Here is a 19,644-nt window from a genome sequence, read left to right as displayed (position 1 = left end):
TATGGCCATTACCATGACAGATGCCGCCGCCGCGCGGGTCTCCTCCTTTCTGGCTAACCGAGGCAAAGGCATTGGCCTGCGCCTCGGCGTCAAAACCACCGGTTGTTCTGGCTTAGCCTATGTGCTTGAGTTTGTGGATGAACTGGCGGAGGAAGACAAGGTATTTGAGCAACACGGCGTCAAAGTCATTGTCGATGCTAAGAGTTTGATTCATCTAGATGGCACCGAGCTGGATTTCGTCAAAGAGGGCCTCAATGAGGGCTTTCAATTTAACAATCCCAACGCCAAAGGCGAGTGTGGTTGCGGCGAAAGTTTCAGTGTCTAAGAGGATGTCATGAACTACTTCGAGCTATTTGGGCTGGTTGAATGCTTTGAGCTCGACACCCAGCAACTGGCGCAAACTTACCGCCAGTTGCAATCCCAGTATCACCCCGACCGCTTTGCTACTGCCCCTGAGGGCGAGCAGTTAGCGGCAGTGCAGCGTGCGGCTCGGATCAACGATGGCTTCACCACCCTCAAGGCGCCGTTATCTCGGGCCGAATATCTGCTCTCACTGCGTGGCACCGATCTTCGTGGTGAGCAGCAAACACTGCAAGATACCCCCTTTCTGATGCAACAATTGATGTGGCGTGAACGGCTGGCTGACCTGAAAGAGGAGCCGGAACCTGAGCGAGCCATCAAGGATTTTCGCCAAGAAATCAGGCATGATCATCAGCTGTTGATGCAGCAGCTGACCCAGATGCTCGCCACTGGCGATGAGCTGCGAGCGGCAGATTACGTCCGCAAACTCAAGTTTATCGACAAGCTCCTCGAAGAGCTGGAACGATTCGAAGACTCACTTTTTGAGTCTTGATCCTTTAACGCTGGAAGTTTGATTACCCATGGCATTATTGCAAATCGCCGAACCCGGTCAGAGCGCAGTTCCCCATCAGCATAAGCGTGCCGTCGGCATCGATCTCGGCACCACCAACTCTCTCGTTGCTGCGGTTCGCAGCGGTCACGCCGACACCCTTTGCGATGAACAAGGACGCGACCTGCTCCCGTCAGTGGTGCACTATCAAGGCGGCTCGATTCGAGTTGGGGTTGATGCCAAGCGCGAAGCGGCACGTGATCCTCACAACACCATCGTCTCGGTCAAACGGATGATGGGCAAGGCGCTGATCGATATCGATACCCGCCAGCAGCCTTACCAGTTTGTTGCCGCCGACAATGGCATGCCACAACTGCAAACCCGTCAGGGGCTGGTCAATCCGGTGCAGGTCTCGGCCGAAATTCTCAAAAAACTGGCCGAACGTGGCGCCCAGACCTTGGGGGGCGATCTCGACGGTGTGGTCATCACTGTGCCTGCCTATTTTGATGATGCCCAGCGCCAAGGCACCAAAGATGCGGCTCGTCTGGCCGGTCTGCATGTGCTGCGGCTGCTCAATGAGCCGACTGCGGCCGCGATTGCCTATGGCCTCGACTCCGGTCAGGAAGGGGTGATTGCGGTTTATGATCTGGGCGGTGGAACCTTCGATATCTCCATCTTACGGCTCCATCGCGGCGTTTTTGAGGTATTGGCAACCGGTGGTGATTCGGCCCTCGGCGGCGATGACTTCGATCACCTGCTGGCGGACTGGGTCAAGGCGCAGGCGGGCCTCTCTGGTGATCTCGATGCCCATCTGCAGCGTGAGCTGCTGGATGTGGCTGCTGCCGTCAAACACGGTCTGACCGATGCCGAGCAGGTTGTATCCAGCTTCGCCGGCTGGCAGGGTACGGTTGCGCGCGAACAGTTCGATGCACTCATTACCCCACTGGTGAAACGGACCTTGCTGGCCTGCCGCCGCGCCCTGCGCGACGCTGGGCTTGAGCATGAGGAGGTGTTAGAGGTGGTGATGGTGGGCGGCTCCACCCGTGTTCCTTTGGTGCGTGAGCAGGTGGGGGCGTTTTTTCAGCGCACACCGCTGACCAGCATAGACCCGGACAAGGTGGTCGCCATCGGTGCCGCCATTCAGGCCGATATTCTGGTGGGTAACAAGCCGGATGCTGAGATGCTGTTGCTGGATGTGATCCCGCTTTCCCTTGGTCTGGAAACCATGGGGGGCCTCGCTGAGAAGGTGATCCCGCGCAATACCACTATTCCGGTGGCGCGGGCTCAAGAGTTCACCACCTTCAAGGACGGCCAGACGGCGATGGCCATTCACGTGGTGCAAGGGGAACGTGAGCTGGTGGCGGATTGCCGCTCATTAGCACGTTTTACCCTAACCGGTATTCCTCCCATGGTGGCGGGTGCTGCCCATATTCGTGTGACATTTCAGGTCGATGCCGATGGGCTGCTGTCAGTGAGTGCCATGGAAAAATCCTCTGGGGTACAGGCTGAGATCCAGGTCAAGCCCTCCTATGGCTTAGGGGAGGATGACATTCTCTCCATGCTCAGCGCGTCCATTACCCATGCTCAGCAAGATATGGCCGCTCGCATGTTGGCAGAGCAACAGGTGGAGGCTGATCGGGTCGTTGAAAGTCTTAACGCGGCGTTAGCTGTGGATGGTGAGGCCCTGCTCAATGGAACTGAACGTGCCGCCATTGATGGCGCCATCGCCCATCTGCTGGCCATGCGCCAAGCGGGAAATACTCATCAAATCAAAGCGGCCATTGAGGCAGCAGATGCTGCCAGTGGTGAATTTGCTGCCCGCCGGATGGACACATCCATTCGTAAGGTGCTGGCCGGACAAAACGTCAACAAGGTGTAATATGCCCAAACTGATTATTCTGCCCCATCCCGAGCTGTGTCCGGACGGGGTGGCGCTCGAAGGTGAAACTGGCGAGACCATCTTAGAGGTGGCGTTACGCGCAGGCATTGAGATCGAACACGCGTGTGAGAAATCCTGCGCTTGTACGACCTGTCACTGTGTCGTGCGGGAAGGGTTTGACTCCCTGGAACCGAGCGATGAGTTGGAAGATGACATGTTAGACAAGGCATGGGGGCTGGAGCCGGAATCGCGTCTTAGCTGCCAAGCCAGGTTGGCGGACGACGATCTGGTGGTCGAGCTACCCAAGTACACTCTAAACCTCGCCTCTGAGCGTCATTAATTACACATAAGTACCGTGGGCGAGCAGTATCTCGGGGGCCAGTAGTGATATGGTGAAGGCCGTAACCTTAGTGGGGTACGGCCTTTTTCATGGCTATTTTGCCCCCAAAAAATTGATTTAAATGCCACTAAAAAGGAAGCAAGAGACCATGGCTGACATGATGAACGTTCGGTTATCCCTTCAGGCTGCGGCTGCCCATTGGGGCAACGGTGCCCAGCTTAGTTTCAACGATGATCAGAGCCATATCCACGTAGGCTCAGCTCGCCACGAAAAAGAGGTATTACGTATTGTGCAGCGGGCGGCCCGACGTCTTGAGTCCAGTGGCATCAAGCGGGTGACATTGGTGGGGGACGCGTGGGATCTGGAGCGCCGCTACGCGTTTGCGCAGGGATTTTATGCCGCCAAAGGGGTACGTGAACTCGATTTCGGCGCACAAAGCGTCGCACAGGCAAGCGAGCTGGAGGCGTTACTCAAGGCAACGCGTTGGGTGCGGGACATCACTAATGGTACCCCTGAGGAGATCTACCCCATGAGCCTAGCGGAGTCGGCACTGCTGCTGATCCGTTCGCTGGCTGGTGACCAGGTGACAGCCTGTATCACGGCGGGCGAGGCGCTCCGGGAAGCGGGTCATGTTGGGATCTGGTCGGTCGGGCGGGGTAGCGAGCGTGAACCGGTACTGCTTGAACTTGACTATAACCCGACCGGTGATCGCAACGCGCCAGTGGTCGCCGCGCTGGTCGGGAAGGGGATCACCTTCGACTCTGGCGGTTATTCGATAAAGTCCTCTGACAACATGTTGGCGATGAAGTCTGACATGGGGGGGGCTGCGATGGTCACAGGGGCATTAGCGCTAGCCATCAGTCGTGGGTTGAATAAACGGGTGAAGTTGATCCTCTGCTGCGCTGAGAATTTGATTTCGGGGAGCGCATTTAAACTGGGTGACATTCTGACCTATAAGAACGGTGTGTCGGTGGAGATCCAAAATACCGATGCCGAGGGACGCTTGGTGCTTGCTGATGGCTTGATGGCGGCATCAGACAGTGGCGCGGCCTACATCCTCGATGCGGCAACCCTGACCGGTGCGGCCAAAATGGCGTTGGGGCGTGATTACAACGCTGTTTTTGCCCTCGATGAAGCCGAGCAGCAGCGCACCCTAGCGGCTGCCAAAGCAGAACAGGAGCAGGCGTGGGCACTGCCACTGGAGCCTTGGCATACCAGTCAGCTGACCTCGGCGTTTGCTGATTTGGGTAACATTGCCTCTGCCGAAGGGACCGCAGGGGCGACCACCGCGGCCGCGTTTTTGTCCCGATTTGTCCGTGATGAGGGCAGAGGCTGGGTGCATCTGGATTTAGCCGCTTCCTATCAAAAATCGGGCAACGATCTGTGGGCCACTGGTGCCAAGGGCCATGGTCTGCGCACTATCGCACGTTGGCTGCAAGAGGTGACGGCATGAACATCTGGTTAAGCCGTGAGTTTGCCCCTGCGGAATGGGGCGAGGGAGCACTGCTTTCGCACCGGGCTGATGGCATGGTGATCCATCTGGTGAGCGCGCATCCGTTGCTTGACATCCAGCAGGCTGCTCGTCGTCTGTGCGGGCAAGGGCTACATAAGGTCAGCCTCGCCGGTCATTGGGAACGGGAGCAGCAGTGGGCTTTTGCCCAAGGGTTCCAGACTCCCAAAGTAGAGGTGCAACTGCAGTGGGCCATGTCGTCGGAAGCGGATCGAGAGGAGCTAGAAGCGCGTTGGCTCTGTGGGCGCTGGGTGCGCGAGATGACCAACGCGACGCCTGAGCAGTTGGGACCGCTCGAATTGGCGATTGAGGCTGCGGCCTTTATTACCGAGCTGGCACCCGATCAGGTGAGTCACCGCATCTTGAAAGGGGAAGCCTTGCAGCAGGCCGGTTGGGTCGGGATCTATCAGGTTGGCCGAGGCAGCGATCGTGAGCCTGTATTGCTGGAGCTTGATTTCAACCCCAGCCGTGATCCTAAGGCACCAGTGGCGGCAGCCTTAGTTGGCAAAGGGATCACTTTTGACTCCGGTGGCTACTCCATGAAGAGCTCCGAGGGCATGCTCACCATGAAATGTGACATGGGGGGCGCCGCCATGGTGACTGGCGCGCTGGCACTGGCCATGCTGCGCGGACTTAACAAGCGAGTGAAGCTCATTCTCTGCTGCGCCGAGAATTTGGTGTCCGGTCATGCTTATAAGCTGGGGGATATCCTCACCTATAAAAACGGCATCACGGTCGAGATTGTCAATACCGACGCCGAGGGGCGACTGGTGCTAGCAGATGGCTTACTGCTGGCGAGTGCATCGGGCGCGCCGCTCATCATCGATGCCGCGACCCTGACCGGTGCCGCCGTGATGGCCTTGGGTGGGCGTTATAATGCGCTGTTTGGTTTAGACAAGGGGCTGGTCAGTCGGGCCATGGCCTATGCCGAGGCTGAACATGAACCCGCCTGGCCGTTACCACTGGAGCCGTGGCATCGCCAGCAGTGCCCGTCCCATTATGCTGACACGGCTAATAGTCGGCCGGTGAAGGGTGGCGGGCCTGGTGGCGCCTCTAATGCGGCGGGTTTTCTCTCCCGTTTCGTCGGTGAAGAAGGGCAGGGGTGGCTACATATCGATCTGGCCGCCTGTTTCAGTGACAACGGCGATGCGAGCTGGGCGCCTGGGGCTAACACCCTAGGGATGCGCACCATCGCACGTACCTTACTGGCAGAGATCAACTGATGTGACTCGGCAAGGCTCATTGAGCCTTGCCGTTGTGGTGCTTAAATAGTGAGCTAAATGTGTCTTTTCGACGGTCTCAATGCGTAATCGTGCTCAAGCGCACATTTTTATCATGATGTGTAGTTAAACTGCGCTGTGATGTTGATTTGAAGGAGGCTGATTTTAATAAAAAGTTACTGTATTGTGTGTTTTTTCGAATCTTGTTTACGTATAATCGCCGCCGAACATCAATTTTAACAATAAAATACTGTCGTTAAGGAAAGAACGCCATGGCCATCGAACGTACCTTCTCTATCGTTAAACCGGATGCGGTTAGTAAAAACTTGATTGGCGCCATCTATGGCCGCTTTGAAAGTGCTGGATTAAGAGTGGTTGCCGCTAAAATGCTGCACATGACCAGTGAGCAGGCTGGGGGCTTCTATGCCGAACATAAAGAGCGCCCTTTTTATGAAGCCTTGGTCAACTTTATGACCTCTGGCCCGGTGATGGTTCAGGTGCTGGAAGGGGAAGATGCGATTCGTCGTCATCGCGAAATCATGGGGGCGACTAACCCTAAAGAGGCGCTGGCTGGTACATTACGCGCATGTTATGCCGAGAGCATCGATCGCAATGCGGTCCATGGCTCTGATGCCCCCGCCTCGGCAGCTCGTGAGATTGCCTATTTCTTCTCTGACAACGAGATTTGCCCACGTAGCTGATCGAGTCAGTGTGATATCCGTTTTGGGGAGCTTCGGCTCCCTTGTTGTTTTTGGTATTCACGGCAGGGCACTTCTCTAGGTAGCAAGGGAGGTCCATAATTTGTACAATGCCGCCCCCTGACACCGTCAGCTAATCATTCATGAAGTGTGTGAACTGAGGCCATTGATGAGCGAAACAAAAACCAACCTGCTGGATCTTGATCGGGATGCCATGCGTGCTTTTTTCGTTGAATTAGGCGAGAAGCCGTTTCGGGCAGATCAGGTAATGAAATGGATCTATCACTTTGGTTGTGATGATTTCGATCAGATGAATAACGTCAACAAGGTATTGCGTGAACGTCTCAAGGCCATTGCCGAGATTCGGGCGCCTATCGTCAGCCGTGAGCAGCGATCTAGCGATGGCACCATCAAGTGGGCATTGCAGGTAGGCGATCAAGAGGTAGAGACTGTTTATATTCCTGAAGATGACAGGGCCACGCTGTGTGTGTCTTCTCAAGTAGGCTGTGCGCTGGCGTGCACATTTTGCTCTACGGCTCAGCAGGGCTTTAATCGAAATTTGAAAGTATCGGAGATCATTGGGCAAGTCTGGCGAGCGGCTAAGGTGGTCGGAGGCAAACGGCCTATTACTAACGTGGTCATGATGGGAATGGGAGAGCCGTTACTCAACCTGGCTAACGTGGTGCCCGCGATGCGTCTGATGATGGATGATTTCGGTTACGGCATCTCCAAGCGTCGCGTGACCATATCAACTTCCGGTGTGGTGCCTGCGCTGGATATGCTGGGCGATCAGATTGATGTGGCGCTGGCTATCTCTTTGCATGCGCCAAATGACAAATTGCGTTCAGAGATCATGCCGATCAATGATAAGTACAATATTGAGGCCTTCTTAGCAGGGGTGCGCCGTTATCTTGGTAAGTCTAACGCCAATGGTGGTCGAGTGACGGTTGAGTATGTCCTACTCGATCACATCAATGATGATATGCAACATGCCCATGAACTGGCCAAGGTGCTTAAAGACACCCCGAGCAAAATCAATTTGATCCCGTTTAATCCCTTCCCAGGTAACCCTTATGGTAAGCCGAGTAATAGCCGTATCGATCGGTTCTCCAAGGTGCTGATGGAGTATGGGCTTACGGTGATCGTACGCAAAACGCGGGGTGATGACATCGACGCGGCCTGTGGCCAGTTGGTGGGGGATGTGATTGATCGGACTAAACGCACTATTAAAAATCGGATGCAACAGGATGGAATTTCCGTCAAAATAGTCTGATTGCTAAGCCATTGTATAGTCAGGGAATGAATACACGTGCATTAATCGTTTTGGCTGTGTTTTGTGCGCTACCCGGTTGTGTAACAGAGACAACTTACACTGGCCAAAACTCAACTCAGCGTGAAGTGGGGCCAGATCTTAAGGCTGCGGCTCAAACTCGGCTTGATTTGGGGATTCAATATCTTCGTCAAGGCAACACTGAACAAGCCAAATTTAACCTTGATCGTGCCCTACAATACGATCCCAATAACCCCCGCGTTCAAATCGGTTTTGCCTATTTTTACCAACAGGTCGGGAATTTTAAAGCGGCTGAGGAGAGTTATAAAAAAACCCTTGATATTGATCCGCTCAATGCTGATGCGATGAATAATTATGGCGCTTTTCTTTGTGACCGCGGTAGGTTCGATGAGGCAGATTTAGCGTTTAATAACGCAGTCGCCCAGCCTGGGTATGTCAAAATTGCCGATACCTATGAAAATGCAGCACTTTGTGCGCTGCAAAATCGCAGAAATGATAAAGCAAATGAGTATTATCGCTTGGCCTTGGGGTATAATCCTCTTAATCCAAGGTTATTGCTGGACTTGGCTGAGCTTTCCATGAAAGATGGTAAGCTACCTGATGTTGAAGCCTATCTTTCGCGTTTTGCCGATGTATCGGCTGAGACGCAGAGCAGTCTCTGGTTGAGATTGCGGTTAGCGCAGGCCATGGACAAACCAGCATTACTTCACAAATTCGGGACTGAGCTGGTAAGGCAATATCCCACTTCGCAACAAGCCAAGCGTTATTTAGCCAATGACTACTGAACAGCAATATGATTTTCAAGACGATTCTCAGGCAGCAGGCCCAGGCCAGTTGCTGCGCGATGCTCGTGAACAGCTTGGCTGGACACGGGAACAAGTTGCGTCTCGCCTTCACCTTCGTCTGACCCTGATCGCCGCAATTGAATCAGATACATACGATAAACACACTTCGCATACTTTTATTCGGGGCTATTTGCGCACCTATGCCAAATTGGTCGGTATTCCAGAGGAGACGATCTTAGCTGCTTATGAAAAACTGGGATTGACGCCTCCTGATAACATAGATATGCAAACTTTTTCTCGTCGCTCTCGCCAGCAAGCCAACGATAGTAAGTTGAAGGTTGTCACTTGGTTGGTCATCCTCGTACTGATCGGTCTCTCCGTTGCGTGGTGGTGGCAGAGTACGGCTCGTCGCTCAGCGGGGGATGTCGCGTTGGCTGCCACTGAGATGAATGTGGTGGCGACGCCACAAAGCGAGCCTGCGGCCTCGAACACATCGGCCGTAGATAGCCTACCTGCCAATCCTGCTCCTGTGGCGGCAGATGCCCAGAGTGTGCCCACTGAGGCAGCAGACTTATCTATTTCCAGTGCGGTTAATACCGTTGCTACTACGGCCAGTGAGGCGGGCAGCAGCGCACCTGATGCGGCGCAATCAGCCACAGTGGTGGCCGAAGCAGCTGCAGTACCACCAGCGGCGACGCCACAGCTCAAACTCAATTTTACCGCTGACTGCTGGTTAGATGTGAAAGATGCCAATGGCAAGACGCTATTCAGTGGGCTCAAAAGAGCTAATGATGAACTCCTGCTCGAAGGTGCAGAACCTCTGCGACTCATTGTCGGTGCCCCCATCGCGGTCAAATTGGAATACAAGGGCACTGCATTTGATATGAGTCGTTATAACGGCCGCACTGCCCGTTTCTCATTGCCGCAGGAGTAATCTGCTCGTTATGTCCGCTCACGTATCCCCTATTGTTCGTCGAAAGTCTAGGCAGATCATGGTGGGTAAAGTACCGGTTGGGGGCGACGCTCCCATCACAGTACAAACCATGACCAACACGAAAACCACTGATGTCGCCGCGACTGTCGAGCAAATTCAGCGTATCGAGCGAGTCGGCGCTGATATCGTCCGAGTGTCAGTACCCACCATGGAAGCCGCAGAGGCTTTTCGCCTCATCAAGCAGCAAACCCGTATTCCCATCGTCGCCGATATCCACTTCGACTACCGCATCGCTTTAAAAGTGGCCGAGTACGGTGCAGACTGCCTACGTATCAACCCAGGCAACATTGGCAATGAGCAGCGAGTACGTGCTGTCGTTGACTGTGCACGGGACTTGAACATCCCGATTCGGATCGGGGTCAACGGTGGGTCGCTGGAGAAAGATATTCAGGAAAAATATGGCGAGCCAACCCCAGAGGCATTGGTGGAGTCTGCCATGCGTCACGTGGATTACCTGACGCGGCTCGATTTCCAAAATTTTAAGGTAAGTGTCAAGGCATCCGATGTGTTTCTGGCGGTGGGTGCCTATCGCCTGCTGGCCAAACAGATCGAACAGCCACTTCATTTGGGCATCACTGAGGCGGGCGGTTTCCGCGCTGGTGCAGTGAAGTCCGCCATTGGCCTTGGCATGTTGCTGGCCGATGGTATCGGTGACACCTTGCGTATCTCGCTGGCCGCCGATCCGGTGGAAGAGGTGAAAGTGGGATTTGATATTCTCAAATCCCTGCGTATTCGTTCCCGTGGCATCAATTTTATTGCTTGCCCCTCCTGCTCCCGTCAGGAGTTCGATGTGATCGCCACCGTCAACGCACTGGAAGAGCGGCTCGAAGATATCATTACTCCGATGGATGTCTCGATCATCGGTTGTGTGGTCAATGGCCCGGGCGAAGCGCTGGTTTCTGACCTTGGTCTGGCGGGAGCCGCCAACAAGAGTGCCTTCTACGAAGGGGGTCAGCGGGTCGATCGGCTCGACAACAAGGATCTGATCCCCGTGCTGGAGCGTCGGATTCGTGCTCGGGCTGCCATGCTGGACCCAGCCAACCAGATCCTGCTAGGCAAAGAGTAAGCGAAAGGGGCCATATGGGATGGTCCTCTTTCCAGGTGACTGATTTTACAACCCGTATCTGGACCCCCTGATTTTACCTTAGTGGGGGAAATCTCTATAATGCGGCCAAATTTTACCTCTTTTCTCGAGTATCAACGTGGCAAAACAGATCCAAGCGATTCGCGGTATGAATGATTGCCTGCCGGAGCAGAGTCCGGTGTGGCAGAAAGTAGAACAGATCCTGCGCCAAGTCGTGGCCAGCTATGGCTACAGCGAAGTGCGTATGCCGATTGTCGAACAGACTCATCTGTTCAAACGTGCGATCGGCGAAGTGACCGACGTAGTCGAAAAAGAGATGTACACCTTTGCAGATCGCAACGGCGACAGCCTGAGTCTGCGTCCGGAAGGGACCGCCAGCTGTGTGCGTGCCGGTATCGAGCACGGTCTGCTCTATAACCAAGAGCGCCGGATGTGGTACATGGGCCCGATGTTCCGTCACGAGCGTCCCCAAAAGGGCCGTTATCGCCAGTTCCACCAGTTTGGGGTCGAGCTGTTTGGCATCAATGGGCCGGATATCGACGCTGAGTTAATCATGCTAACCCACCGCCTGTGGCGTCTGTTTGGCATCAGTGACCATGTGACTTTGCAGCTTAACACCTTGGGCCAGAGCACCGAGCGTGCCGCTTACCGCGATGCGCTGGTGGCTTATCTAGAGCAGTACAAAGATCAGTTGGATGAAGAGAGCCAGCGTCGCATGTACAGCAATCCGCTGCGAGTGCTTGATTCCAAAGTGGAAAAAGTACAGGCCATCTTAGTGAATGCACCGCGACTGTATGACTATTTGAGCGAAGAGACTCTGGCTCACTTCGAGGGGCTCAAGCGTTTGCTCGATGCTGCGGGTATCCAGTACGAGGTGAATGAGCGTCTGGTGCGTGGTCTCGACTACTACAACTTGACCGTGTTTGAGTGGGTAACGAGTAGCTTGGGAGCCCAAGGCACCGTCTGTGCTGGTGGCCGCTACGATGGGCTGGTAGAGCAGCTAGGTGGTAAGGCGACCCCTGCCGTTGGGTTTGCCATGGGCATAGAGCGTCTGGTGCTGATGCTGGAGACCCTGGAGCTTAACGCCGACATTCGCCCAGCGGTGGATGTCTATCTGGCAATGGTGGGTGAGGGGACCGAGCAGGCGGGTTTTGCGCTCGCTGAGCAGTTACGGGATGCCTTGCCTACTTTGCGCCTAATGAGTCACTGTGGTGGCGGTAAATTCGATAAACAACTCAAACGTGCCGACAAGAGCGGTGCGTCCATCGCCCTGATCCTTGGTGAGACCGAGATGCAAAACGGGGAGGTCACTATCAAATATTTGCGTGGTCAGGCTGAACAACAGACCGTTAAGGTTGACGCCGCCATAGCCCTGCTGGCAGCCAAAGGAGAATAAGCTGTGGATGTTTATACTACCGAAGAACAACAGGTTGAGGTCATCAAAAGCTGGTGGAAAGAGAACGGGGTATCAGTGCTTGCTGGGACTGTGATCGGGCTGGCCAGTTTGTTTGGTTGGCGTTATTACAATCAGTATCAGCAGGCGCAGATGGAAGGGGCGTCCCAGTCTTACAACCAGGTGCTTGAGTTGCTGGCGAGCAATAAAGATGCTGATTTTAAACAGACCCTGCAATTTGTCGCCGCCAATAAAGGCAGCGCTTATGCCGACCTTGCCTCCCTGCAACTGGCGAGTGCTGCGGTGAAAGCGGGCAAGTTGGACTTAGCGATTGAGCAGCTGACGCTGGTGACGGATACCGGGGATGAGAGTGTTCGTCCTATCGCATTGCTGCGCTTAGCTCGTGTGTTGAGTGATGCGGGGAAAGCCGATGATGCGCTGGCACAGCTTGCTAAGCTCAGCGCCGACGGATTCACCGCACAGATAGCGGAAGTGCGCGGCGATATTCTACTCAAGCAAGGCAATACCAACGCGGCCCGTGATGCGTATCAGGCTGCAGCCGATGCCGGCGGTCTGCAAACTAGCCAAGAGCTAAAAATGAAAATGGACAATCTGGCTCTGCCAGCTGTTGTGACGGGTGAGGCACCGGATGCGTAATCTATTCAAGAAGGTAGCGCTCGGCGTAGCGGTATCTTTTGCCCTGCAGGGATGTTCCCTGTTTAGTTCGGAAGAAGATCTCAACCCAATGGCACCGTTGCCACAGGTTGAATCTGCTTTCACTGCTGACCCCGACTGGTCATCTTCCGTGGGTGATGGCATTGGCGATTTTTACTCTCAGCTCAAACCAGTGGTAGAAGAGAACCGCATCTATGCCGCTGCCCGCGACGGTGATGTCACTGCCTTTGACCGTGCCAGTGGTGAACGCCTTTGGACCGTCGATCTGGCGGAGCTACCGATCAATGCGGCCCAGCGCAGTCCTCGCCTGTCCGGTGGTCTGGTTTCCCGTTACGGCAAGTTGTTCCTCGGTTCTGAGAACGGCATCGTCTATGCCCTGAACGAGGAGAACGGTGAGGTACTGTGGCAAACCACCGTGCCAGGGGAAGTGGTGGCGAGCCCAGCGGTGGAAGATGGCCGCGTGGTGGTGCTGACCACCTCCGGTCGCTTGATTGCGCTCGATACTGACAAAGGGAGCGTTCAGTGGTCCCTCTCCGAGGAGCAACCCCCGCTGACGCTGCGTAGCGTGGGAGCACCGGTCATCACCAATGGTGCCGTTATCTATGGCCGTGCTGATGGCAAGGTGGGCATTGTGCTGCTCAGCAACGGTCAGCCGGTGCGTCAGTCCAAGGTGGCAGATCCCCGTGGCGCCACCGAGTTGGACCGCATGGTGGATGTGGATGCGACCCCCTTAATTGTTGGCGATGAACTCTACGCGATTGCTTATAACGGGCAGTTGATGGCGCGTAAGCTGATGACTGGCGATGAAGTGTGGAAGCGTAAGTACACTGGTTATCGTGATATGGCCGTGACCGGTGATGCCATTGTCTTAACCGACAGTCGCAGCCATCTGTTTGCCATTGATCGGCGCAACGGCTTGGAGCTGTGGTCCAATACTGAGCTGGAGAATCGTACCGTCACCGCCCCTGTCATCTTCGGTGACTATGTGGTGGTGGGCGATGTGGAAGGATACCTGTATTGGCTGGATCGTACCGATGGGTTCATCAAAGCGATGCAGCAGCTCGACAGTAGTGGCCTTTATGCCGCCCCCTTGGTGGATGGCGAGACCCTCTATGTGCAGAGCCGTGGCGGCAAGTTGTACGCTCTTAAGCGTCCCTGATCGCCTGATAATGTGAATATCCGGCTCCTGGTCTTCGGACCCGGAGCCTTTGTCGTCTTAAGAATGAGGCTTTTATGACTCCTGTAGTAGCCCTGGTGGGCCGTCCCAACGTAGGGAAATCCACCCTATTTAACCGCTTAACTCGTACTCGGGATGCGTTAGTGGCCGATTTCCCAGGCCTAACCCGAGATCGGAAGTACGGTCAGGCGAAGCTGGGTGAGCTGGAATTTATCGTGGTCGATACCGGCGGTATCGATGGCACGGAAGAGGGGATCGAGCTGAAAATGGCCGAGCAATCCCTGCTGGCTATCGAAGAAGCCGACGTGGTGTTATTTATGGTCGATGCCCGTGCTGGTTTGACCGCGGCGGATCAAGCTATCGCCGAGCACCTGCGCAAGGCCCACAAAAAGGTCTTTCTGGTTGCGAACAAGACCGATGGTATTGACGGTGACTCTGCGGTTTCCGAGTTCTACAGTCTGGCGCTCGGCGAGGTTTACCAGATCGCGGCGGCTCACGGCCGTGGCGTGCTGAGCCTGCTGGAACTGGCCCTAGCTCCCCATCTGGAGACCTTGGTCGACGCGGCGGTCGATGAAGATGGGCAGGATGAAGAAGAGGAGGCGTTCGACGAAGAGGCCCTGCTGCGCATGGTCGCTGCCGGTGAGCTGGACACCAAGGAAGATACCAAAGAGACCCCCTTTGCTGACCTGCCCATCAAGTTTGCCATCGTCGGTCGCCCCAACGTCGGTAAATCGACCCTGACCAACCGGATGCTGGGTGAAGATCGGGTCATCGTCTATGACATGCCCGGCACCACCCGTGACTCCGTCTACATTCCGATGGAGCGCGACGAGCAGAAGTATGTGGTCATCGACACCGCCGGCGTGCGTCGGCGTGGCAAGGTGCACGAGACGGTGGAAAAGTTCTCCGTCATAAAAACCCTGAAAGCCATCGAAGATGCCAACGTCTGTCTGCTGGTGATCGATGCCCAAGAGACTATCACCGATCAGGATCTCAGCATCCTCGGCTTCGTGCTCCACTCTGGCCGCTCGGTGGTGCTGGTGGTCAACAAGTGGGATGGCTTGGATCAAAAGGTGAAAGAGGATGTGAAGAGCGAGCTGGACCGACGTCTGGGCTTCATCGATTTTGCCCGCGTCCACTTCATCTCCGCTCTGCACGGCAGCGGGGTGGGCCACCTGTTTGAATCCATTCAGGAGGCTTACCAGTCCGCCACCCGCCGCACCAGCACGGCGATGCTGACTCGGATCATGCAGATGGCGCAGGAAGATCACCAACCGCCGATGGTCAACGGGCGTCGCGTCAAGCTCAAGTATGCCCACGCCGGTGGCTACAACCCGCCACGCATCGTGATCCACGGCAATCAGCTCAACGATCTGCCCGATTCCTACAAGCGTTATCTCATCAACTACTTCCGTAAGTCTCTCAAGATCATGGGCTCACCGATCCGAGTCGAGTTCCAAGAGTCGGTCAACCCGTTTGAAGGCAAGAAGAACAACCTGACCCTAAGTCAAGAGCGGCAGCGCAAACGCCTGCTGAAGATGAAGAAGCAATAAGCCCTAGCGGCTGCCCTCAGCGGTAGCCGTTTTGTTATTTCCCCCAGCAGTGGCGTGATGTCAGGCGGGGAGGGGAACCCGCCATGGTTAAGCCCATCGCGGGTTGACGTTATGAGGAGTCGACAATGGAAGCGCTGCTTTGCCCAGCATGCCAAGCAGAACTGGACACCCGCCGCAACGAACAAATCTGTGGCCAGTGTCAGATCCCTGTTCATATCACGGCCATCTGCCCCACCTGCCAGCAGGAGCTAGAACGGCTCAGGGCGTGTGGTGCGGTGGATTACTTCTGCAACCACTGCAACTCGCTGATCTCCAAGCGGACGGTGCAGTTCAAGGCTGTGCTGGTGTAAGACGGTAATCAAGCATCTCTGAAGATAAAAAACCCGGCTGATGCCGGGTTTATGCTGTGTGTTCTGCGATAAGTAGGGTATAGGAGCGGTTCCTACGCCAGATTTTACGCTTCACATCGTTAAGCTTGAGCTTGCGTCTTGGGCTCCATCTGATTTTTGACTTTCTAACCAGACTGGCTCCTCGGCGTTTTTGCATAGTGGTCTCCTCCATGACGTGGCCAATTAGGCCGAATGAAGCCCATCAGAAATAGGAGTCGTGATAGCGGTCAACGCGATTTCCGATAGGCTCCTTTGAGCTGGATGGTAACAGAGAAAAGAGACTGAAAACAGCAACATAATGGCCGATATGACCGATTAGCGCCGAGTAATTTGGGTAACAATATCGGCAATCGCGGTCGGGCGTGCGGGTGGTGTGCTGCTCTCTGGATCACTGTCGTTATCCAAGCGTTCCCGCTGCTGGGCTTTTTGCCGTTCATTATCCAGCCATAGCAGGCTCTGATAGTACTGGCGGACGTTGTTGACGTAATTACGGGCCTCACTGCCACGGGCATAGCCAAAGCGTACTTTGCGGTGCCAGCGCGATTGTTGCAGCAGTGGCAGCACCTCTTTCACGTCACTCCACGCATCGGGATTTTTACCAAGGCTTTTGGTTAAGCGCAGTGCATCCATCATGTGGCCATAGCCGATGTTATAAGCGGTGAGGGCAAACCACACCTTTTCATCGTTTTGCACCGAATCTGGCACTTTCGCCATCATTTGTTGCAGATAAAGGGCCCCCCCCTTGATGCTCTCTTCTGGGTGGGTTCGGTCATTGACCCCCATGGCTTTAGCGGTTGGGTTGGTCAACATCATCATGCCTCGCACCCCTGTCGCCGATCGTGCTTGGGGGTCCCAGTGCGACTCTTGATAGCTGATGGCCGCCAATAGTCGCCAGTCCATCTCCCGAGCATGGGTTTGGAACAACGCCTGATATTTGGGTAACAGGCTTTTAGCGCGTTGCAAAAATGTGCGGGTATCAACGAAATCAAAGTTTTGCACATGGCCAAAGTACTTCTCATCGAGCTTGGCGATGGCACCGTCCATAAAACGCTGGCCAAAGAAGTCGATGACGCTCGCATAGAGGCTGTCATCGGCGCGTCTATTCATCGCCCAAGCAACGGTTTGATTTTTTGCCAGCGTCAGCCCTTCTGCTAATTCGGGGTAATAGCGTTGGGTGCGGGCCAACACGGTGTCTTGTACTACCGTGTAGTCAATCTCGCCATCTGACACTTTCTTGAGCAGCTCTTCCACATCGGCATCGGGGTGAGTGCGCCAGGTAAGGCTAGGGTGCTGCTTGCTGATCGCTTTGAGTAGATCTTCAGCGCTTGAGCCTGCCGCGACCATTAAGTTGCCGTTGACCTCGGCCAGCGAGGCGGGTTTGTTACTCCCGTTGCGATAGACCAGCTTGGGTGACACTTGGTAAAACCCAGGGCCGAAGCGGAAATGCGCGCGTCGCTCAGGGGTCACCATGAGTGCGGCCGCAGCCAGATCGAGCTTATTGCGTTGGAGTAGATCGAGCAGCTCGTGGGTGGAGTTAACAGGCACGATCGACAGGGTAACCCCTAGCCAGTCGGCATAACTTTGTGCCAGCTCATAGTCAAACCCCTGAGCGACTTCATCACGCTGGTAATAAGAGGTGGGACCATAGAGGGTGCCAACTCGGATCTCACCCCGCTGGCGGATCTGCTCCAGCTGGTTGAGCGTGTTGCGCCCTTCGCAGCCCACCAGACTGAGGGTCAGCAGTAGCCCAAGAAACAGTTGAAAAATGAGGTGCAAGTGGGTGGATGCCTTTGTTGAAAAAATCGACATTGACCAGAAAGGAGGCACCTTTATACCAGAGAGCACACAGCGAGTCACATTTAGCAAAAAGAGAAAAACGTTTGTCCGTCTTGGGTGCCCTCCCTATAATACGCGCGTCTCAATTTCCCCCCCACTTTACAATTTGGTGAGAAAGGTCATATGGATATCTTGCGTGGTGCCCCCGCATTGTCGGAATTTCGTGTCCAAAAGTTGTTGCAACGCTTCGCGCAGATTGAACAAGAGCTGGGAGTGCCAAGAGTAATAGAGATCGAGGATGTCTATGCCGAATATGTGCACTTTGCTGAGCTGACGAGCCCGTTAACGCCACCCGAACGAGCGAGGTTGGGCCAATTGCTGCACTCGGGTCTACAGGCTGGTGCACAAGATGGCCCAGTCAGTACCGAACAGACCCCCAGCGGTCAGCTGTTTCTCGTTACCCCCCGCCCAGGCACTATCTCTCCCTGGTCTTCCAAAGCCACCGACATCGTCCATAACTGCGGCCTGAGCAAGGTCAAGCGGTTAGAGCGCGGGATTGCCTATTACCTGACCATTAAAGGGGTGCAGGGGCCAAGCGAGCTCACCGATGAGCAGCGCAACGCCATTGCGGCGGTGTTGCACGACCGGATGATGGAGGTGGTGTTTGCCCAGATGAGCGAGGCGGCCGCCCTGTTTACTCAGCACTCACCGCGCCCCTTCAGCCAAGTGGATGTGCTGGGCGGTGGCCGCGCCGCGCTGGCCGAGGCCAACGTGGCGCTCGGTCTGGCATTGGCCGACGACGAGATCGACTATCTGGTGGAGAATTTCACCAAGCTTGGCCGCAACCCCAACGACATCGAGCTCTACATGTTCGCCCAGGCGAACTCCGAGCACTGCCGTCACAAGATCTTCAATGCCGACTGGACCATCGATGGCGAGCAGCAGCCCAAGTCGCTGTTCAAGATGATCAAGAACACCTTCGAGCAGACGCCGGATCATGTCCTCTCTGCCTATAAAGACAACGCTGCGGTGATGGAAGGGAGCCAGGGGGGCCGCTTCTTCCCGAGCCCGGCCAACGGCGAGTACCAGTATCACCAGGAACAGGTCGACATCCTGATGAAGGTGGAGACCCACAACCACCCGACCGCCATCTCTCCGTTCCCGGGCGCGGCGACTGGCTCTGGCGGCGAAATCCGCGATGAGGGGGCCACCGGTCGCGGTGCCAAGCCCAAAGCGGGTCTGGTCGGTTTCTCTGTCTCCAACCTGCGCATTCCCGGCTTCGAGCAGCCTTGGGAGCAGGATTTTGGCAAGCCGAGCCGGATCGTCAGTGCCTTTGACATCATGCAGGAGGGGCCGCTTGGCGGCGCCGCGTTTAACAACGAGTTTGGCCGTCCGGCGATTCTCGGTTACTTCCGTACCTTCGAAGAGCAGGTGCCGAGCCACAACGGCGTCGAGGTGCGTGGCTACCACAAACCCATCATGCTGGCGGGCGGTATTGGCAACATCCGCACCGAACATGTCCAGAAAGGGGAGATCCCCGTCGGCGCGGCGCTGATCGTGCTGGGCGGCCCGGCGATGAACATCGGTCTGGGCGGCGGCGCGGCATCCTCCATGGCCTCCGGTCAGTCGGCCGAAGATCTCGATTTTGCCTCGGTGCAGCGTGACAACCCCGAGATGGAGCGCCGTTGCCAAGAGGTGATCGACCGCTGCTGGCAGCTGGGTGACGACAACCCCATCGTCTTTATCCATGACGTGGGGGCGGGCGGTCTCTCCAACGCCATGCCGGAGCTGGTCAACGACGGCGAGCGTGGCGGTCGTTTTGATTTGCGTGCTATCCAAAGCGACGAGCCGGGCATGAGCCCGCTGGAGATCTGGTGCAACGAATCCCAGGAGCGTTACGTGCTGGCAGTGGCGCAAGATAAGTTGCCGCTGTTCAAGGCGCTGTGCGAGCGCGAGCGCGCCCCCTATGCCGTGATTGGCACCGCGACCGAAGAGAAGCATCTGACTCTCTCTGACAGCCACTTTGACAA

The 19,644-nt window shown here is 55.6% G+C and carries 18 protein-coding genes; 17 read left to right on the top strand and 1 reads right to left on the bottom strand.

Annotation, left to right across the window (positions count from 1 at the left end; translation table 11 throughout):
- The first annotated feature begins 1 nt into the window (after position 1).
- The 16 genes from iscA (at position 2) to CUC53_RS07155 (ending at position 15,799) form a co-directional block, all read left to right on the top strand.
- On the top strand, positions 2 to 325 hold the full coding sequence (gene iscA, locus CUC53_RS07230; RefSeq protein WP_100293534.1) for an iron-sulfur cluster assembly protein IscA: 324 nt from the start codon (positions 2 to 4) through the stop codon (positions 323 to 325).
- 9 nt (positions 326 to 334) lie between these two features.
- Positions 335 to 853 carry a co-chaperone HscB gene (hscB, locus tag CUC53_RS07225; protein WP_100293533.1) on the top strand — a complete coding sequence of 173 codons (519 nt, stop codon included), beginning with the start codon at positions 335 to 337 and terminating at the stop codon, positions 851 to 853.
- A 28-nt stretch (positions 854 to 881) separates the two neighbouring features.
- On the top strand, positions 882 to 2,729 hold the full coding sequence (gene hscA, locus CUC53_RS07220) for a Fe-S protein assembly chaperone HscA (protein ID WP_100293532.1): 1,848 nt from the start codon (positions 882 to 884) through the stop codon (positions 2,727 to 2,729).
- Between the two features lies 1 nt (position 2,730).
- A complete protein-coding gene (gene fdx / locus CUC53_RS07215; RefSeq protein WP_100293531.1) occupies positions 2,731 to 3,069 on the top strand; it encodes an ISC system 2Fe-2S type ferredoxin in 339 nt (112 codons plus the stop codon).
- 148 nt (positions 3,070 to 3,217) lie between these two features.
- On the top strand, positions 3,218 to 4,522 hold the full coding sequence (gene pepB / locus CUC53_RS07210; protein WP_100293530.1) for an aminopeptidase PepB: 1,305 nt from the start codon (positions 3,218 to 3,220) through the stop codon (positions 4,520 to 4,522).
- Positions 4,519 to 5,802: an aminopeptidase PepB gene (pepB, locus tag CUC53_RS07205; RefSeq protein WP_100293529.1), complete on the top strand. Its 1,284-nt coding sequence runs from the start codon at positions 4,519 to 4,521 to the stop codon at positions 5,800 to 5,802. Before pepB (CUC53_RS07210) ends, pepB (CUC53_RS07205) begins: the two co-directional genes overlap by 4 nt.
- A gap of 269 nt (positions 5,803 to 6,071) precedes the next feature.
- Entirely contained in the window at positions 6,072 to 6,500 is a 429-nt protein-coding gene (ndk, locus tag CUC53_RS07200; RefSeq protein ID WP_100293528.1) for a nucleoside-diphosphate kinase, read from the top strand.
- 166 nt (positions 6,501 to 6,666) lie between these two features.
- The gene (gene rlmN / locus CUC53_RS07195; protein WP_100293527.1) at positions 6,667 to 7,770 is read left to right on the top strand and encodes a dual-specificity RNA methyltransferase RlmN; all 1,104 of its coding nucleotides are present in this window, start codon (positions 6,667 to 6,669) and stop codon (positions 7,768 to 7,770) included.
- A gap of 11 nt (positions 7,771 to 7,781) precedes the next feature.
- Positions 7,782 to 8,573, top strand: a complete 792-nt coding sequence (tapF, locus tag CUC53_RS07190; protein ID WP_100293526.1) for a PilW family type IVa pilus biogenesis/stability lipoprotein TapF — start codon at positions 7,782 to 7,784, stop codon at positions 8,571 to 8,573.
- On the top strand, positions 8,563 to 9,507 hold the full coding sequence (rodZ, locus tag CUC53_RS07185) for a cytoskeleton protein RodZ (RefSeq protein ID WP_100293525.1): 945 nt from the start codon (positions 8,563 to 8,565) through the stop codon (positions 9,505 to 9,507). The genes tapF and rodZ overlap by 11 nt, the downstream gene beginning before the upstream one ends.
- Before the next feature lie 10 nt (positions 9,508 to 9,517).
- Positions 9,518 to 10,633 carry a flavodoxin-dependent (E)-4-hydroxy-3-methylbut-2-enyl-diphosphate synthase gene (ispG, locus tag CUC53_RS07180; RefSeq protein ID WP_100293524.1) on the top strand — a complete coding sequence of 372 codons (1,116 nt, stop codon included), beginning with the start codon at positions 9,518 to 9,520 and terminating at the stop codon, positions 10,631 to 10,633.
- Between the two features lie 136 nt (positions 10,634 to 10,769).
- Entirely contained in the window at positions 10,770 to 12,047 is a 1,278-nt protein-coding gene (hisS, locus tag CUC53_RS07175; protein WP_100293523.1) for a histidine--tRNA ligase, read from the top strand.
- Positions 12,048 to 12,050: 3 nt separating this feature from the next.
- Entirely contained in the window at positions 12,051 to 12,701 is a 651-nt protein-coding gene (locus CUC53_RS07170; protein ID WP_100293522.1) for a YfgM family protein, read from the top strand.
- Positions 12,694 to 13,878 carry an outer membrane protein assembly factor BamB gene (gene bamB / locus CUC53_RS07165; protein ID WP_100293521.1) on the top strand — a complete coding sequence of 395 codons (1,185 nt, stop codon included), beginning with the start codon at positions 12,694 to 12,696 and terminating at the stop codon, positions 13,876 to 13,878. The genes CUC53_RS07170 and bamB overlap by 8 nt, the downstream gene beginning before the upstream one ends.
- 74 nt (positions 13,879 to 13,952) lie before the next feature.
- Entirely contained in the window at positions 13,953 to 15,449 is a 1,497-nt protein-coding gene (gene der, locus CUC53_RS07160) for a ribosome biogenesis GTPase Der (protein ID WP_100293520.1), read from the top strand.
- A 125-nt stretch (positions 15,450 to 15,574) separates the two neighbouring features.
- On the top strand, positions 15,575 to 15,799 hold the full coding sequence (locus CUC53_RS07155) for a zinc ribbon domain-containing protein (RefSeq protein ID WP_100293519.1): 225 nt from the start codon (positions 15,575 to 15,577) through the stop codon (positions 15,797 to 15,799).
- 354 nt (positions 15,800 to 16,153) lie between these two features.
- Here the strand turns inward: CUC53_RS07155 and mltF are convergent, their stop codons facing one another.
- Positions 16,154 to 17,647 (bottom strand): membrane-bound lytic murein transglycosylase MltF, encoded by a 1,494-nt coding sequence (gene mltF / locus CUC53_RS07150; RefSeq protein WP_100293518.1) that lies wholly within the window; start codon positions 17,645 to 17,647, stop codon positions 16,154 to 16,156.
- Positions 17,648 to 17,797: 150 nt separating this feature from the next.
- Here mltF and purL point away from each other — a divergent pair.
- On the top strand, positions 17,798 to 19,644 hold a 1,847-nt coding region (gene purL / locus CUC53_RS07145), incomplete at its 3' end, for a phosphoribosylformylglycinamidine synthase (RefSeq protein WP_100293517.1).

This window comes from Aeromonas cavernicola (genome assembly GCF_002795305.1).
GTDB classification, from domain to species: Bacteria; Pseudomonadota; Gammaproteobacteria; order Enterobacterales; family Aeromonadaceae; genus Aeromonas; species Aeromonas cavernicola.
This window is presented reverse-complemented; position numbering and strand designations above follow the sequence as displayed.

Excerpts from the sequence above, each read along its gene's own strand:
- fdx (WP_100293531.1), top strand. The coding sequence starts at position 2,731 with ATGCCCAAACTGATTATTCTGCCCCATCCCGAGCTGTGTCCGGACGGG.
- rlmN (WP_100293527.1), top strand. The coding sequence starts at position 6,667 with ATGAGCGAAACAAAAACCAACCTGCTGGATCTTGATCGGGATGCCATG.
- ispG (WP_100293524.1), top strand. The coding sequence starts at position 9,518 with ATGTCCGCTCACGTATCCCCTATTGTTCGTCGAAAGTCTAGGCAGATC.
- hscB (WP_100293533.1), top strand. The coding sequence starts at position 335 with ATGAACTACTTCGAGCTATTTGGGCTGGTTGAATGCTTTGAGCTCGAC.
- hscA (WP_100293532.1), top strand. The coding sequence starts at position 882 with ATGGCATTATTGCAAATCGCCGAACCCGGTCAGAGCGCAGTTCCCCAT.
- mltF (WP_100293518.1), bottom strand. The coding sequence starts at position 17,647 with ATGTCGATTTTTTCAACAAAGGCATCCACCCACTTGCACCTCATTTTT.
- der (WP_100293520.1), top strand. The coding sequence starts at position 13,953 with ATGACTCCTGTAGTAGCCCTGGTGGGCCGTCCCAACGTAGGGAAATCC.
- pepB (WP_100293529.1), top strand. The coding sequence starts at position 4,519 with ATGAACATCTGGTTAAGCCGTGAGTTTGCCCCTGCGGAATGGGGCGAG.
- ndk (WP_100293528.1), top strand. The coding sequence starts at position 6,072 with ATGGCCATCGAACGTACCTTCTCTATCGTTAAACCGGATGCGGTTAGT.
- iscA (WP_100293534.1), top strand. The coding sequence starts at position 2 with ATGGCCATTACCATGACAGATGCCGCCGCCGCGCGGGTCTCCTCCTTT.
- CUC53_RS07155 (WP_100293519.1), top strand. The coding sequence starts at position 15,575 with ATGGAAGCGCTGCTTTGCCCAGCATGCCAAGCAGAACTGGACACCCGC.
- bamB (WP_100293521.1), top strand. The coding sequence starts at position 12,694 with ATGCGTAATCTATTCAAGAAGGTAGCGCTCGGCGTAGCGGTATCTTTT.
- rodZ (WP_100293525.1), top strand. The coding sequence starts at position 8,563 with ATGACTACTGAACAGCAATATGATTTTCAAGACGATTCTCAGGCAGCA.
- pepB (WP_100293530.1), top strand. The coding sequence starts at position 3,218 with ATGGCTGACATGATGAACGTTCGGTTATCCCTTCAGGCTGCGGCTGCC.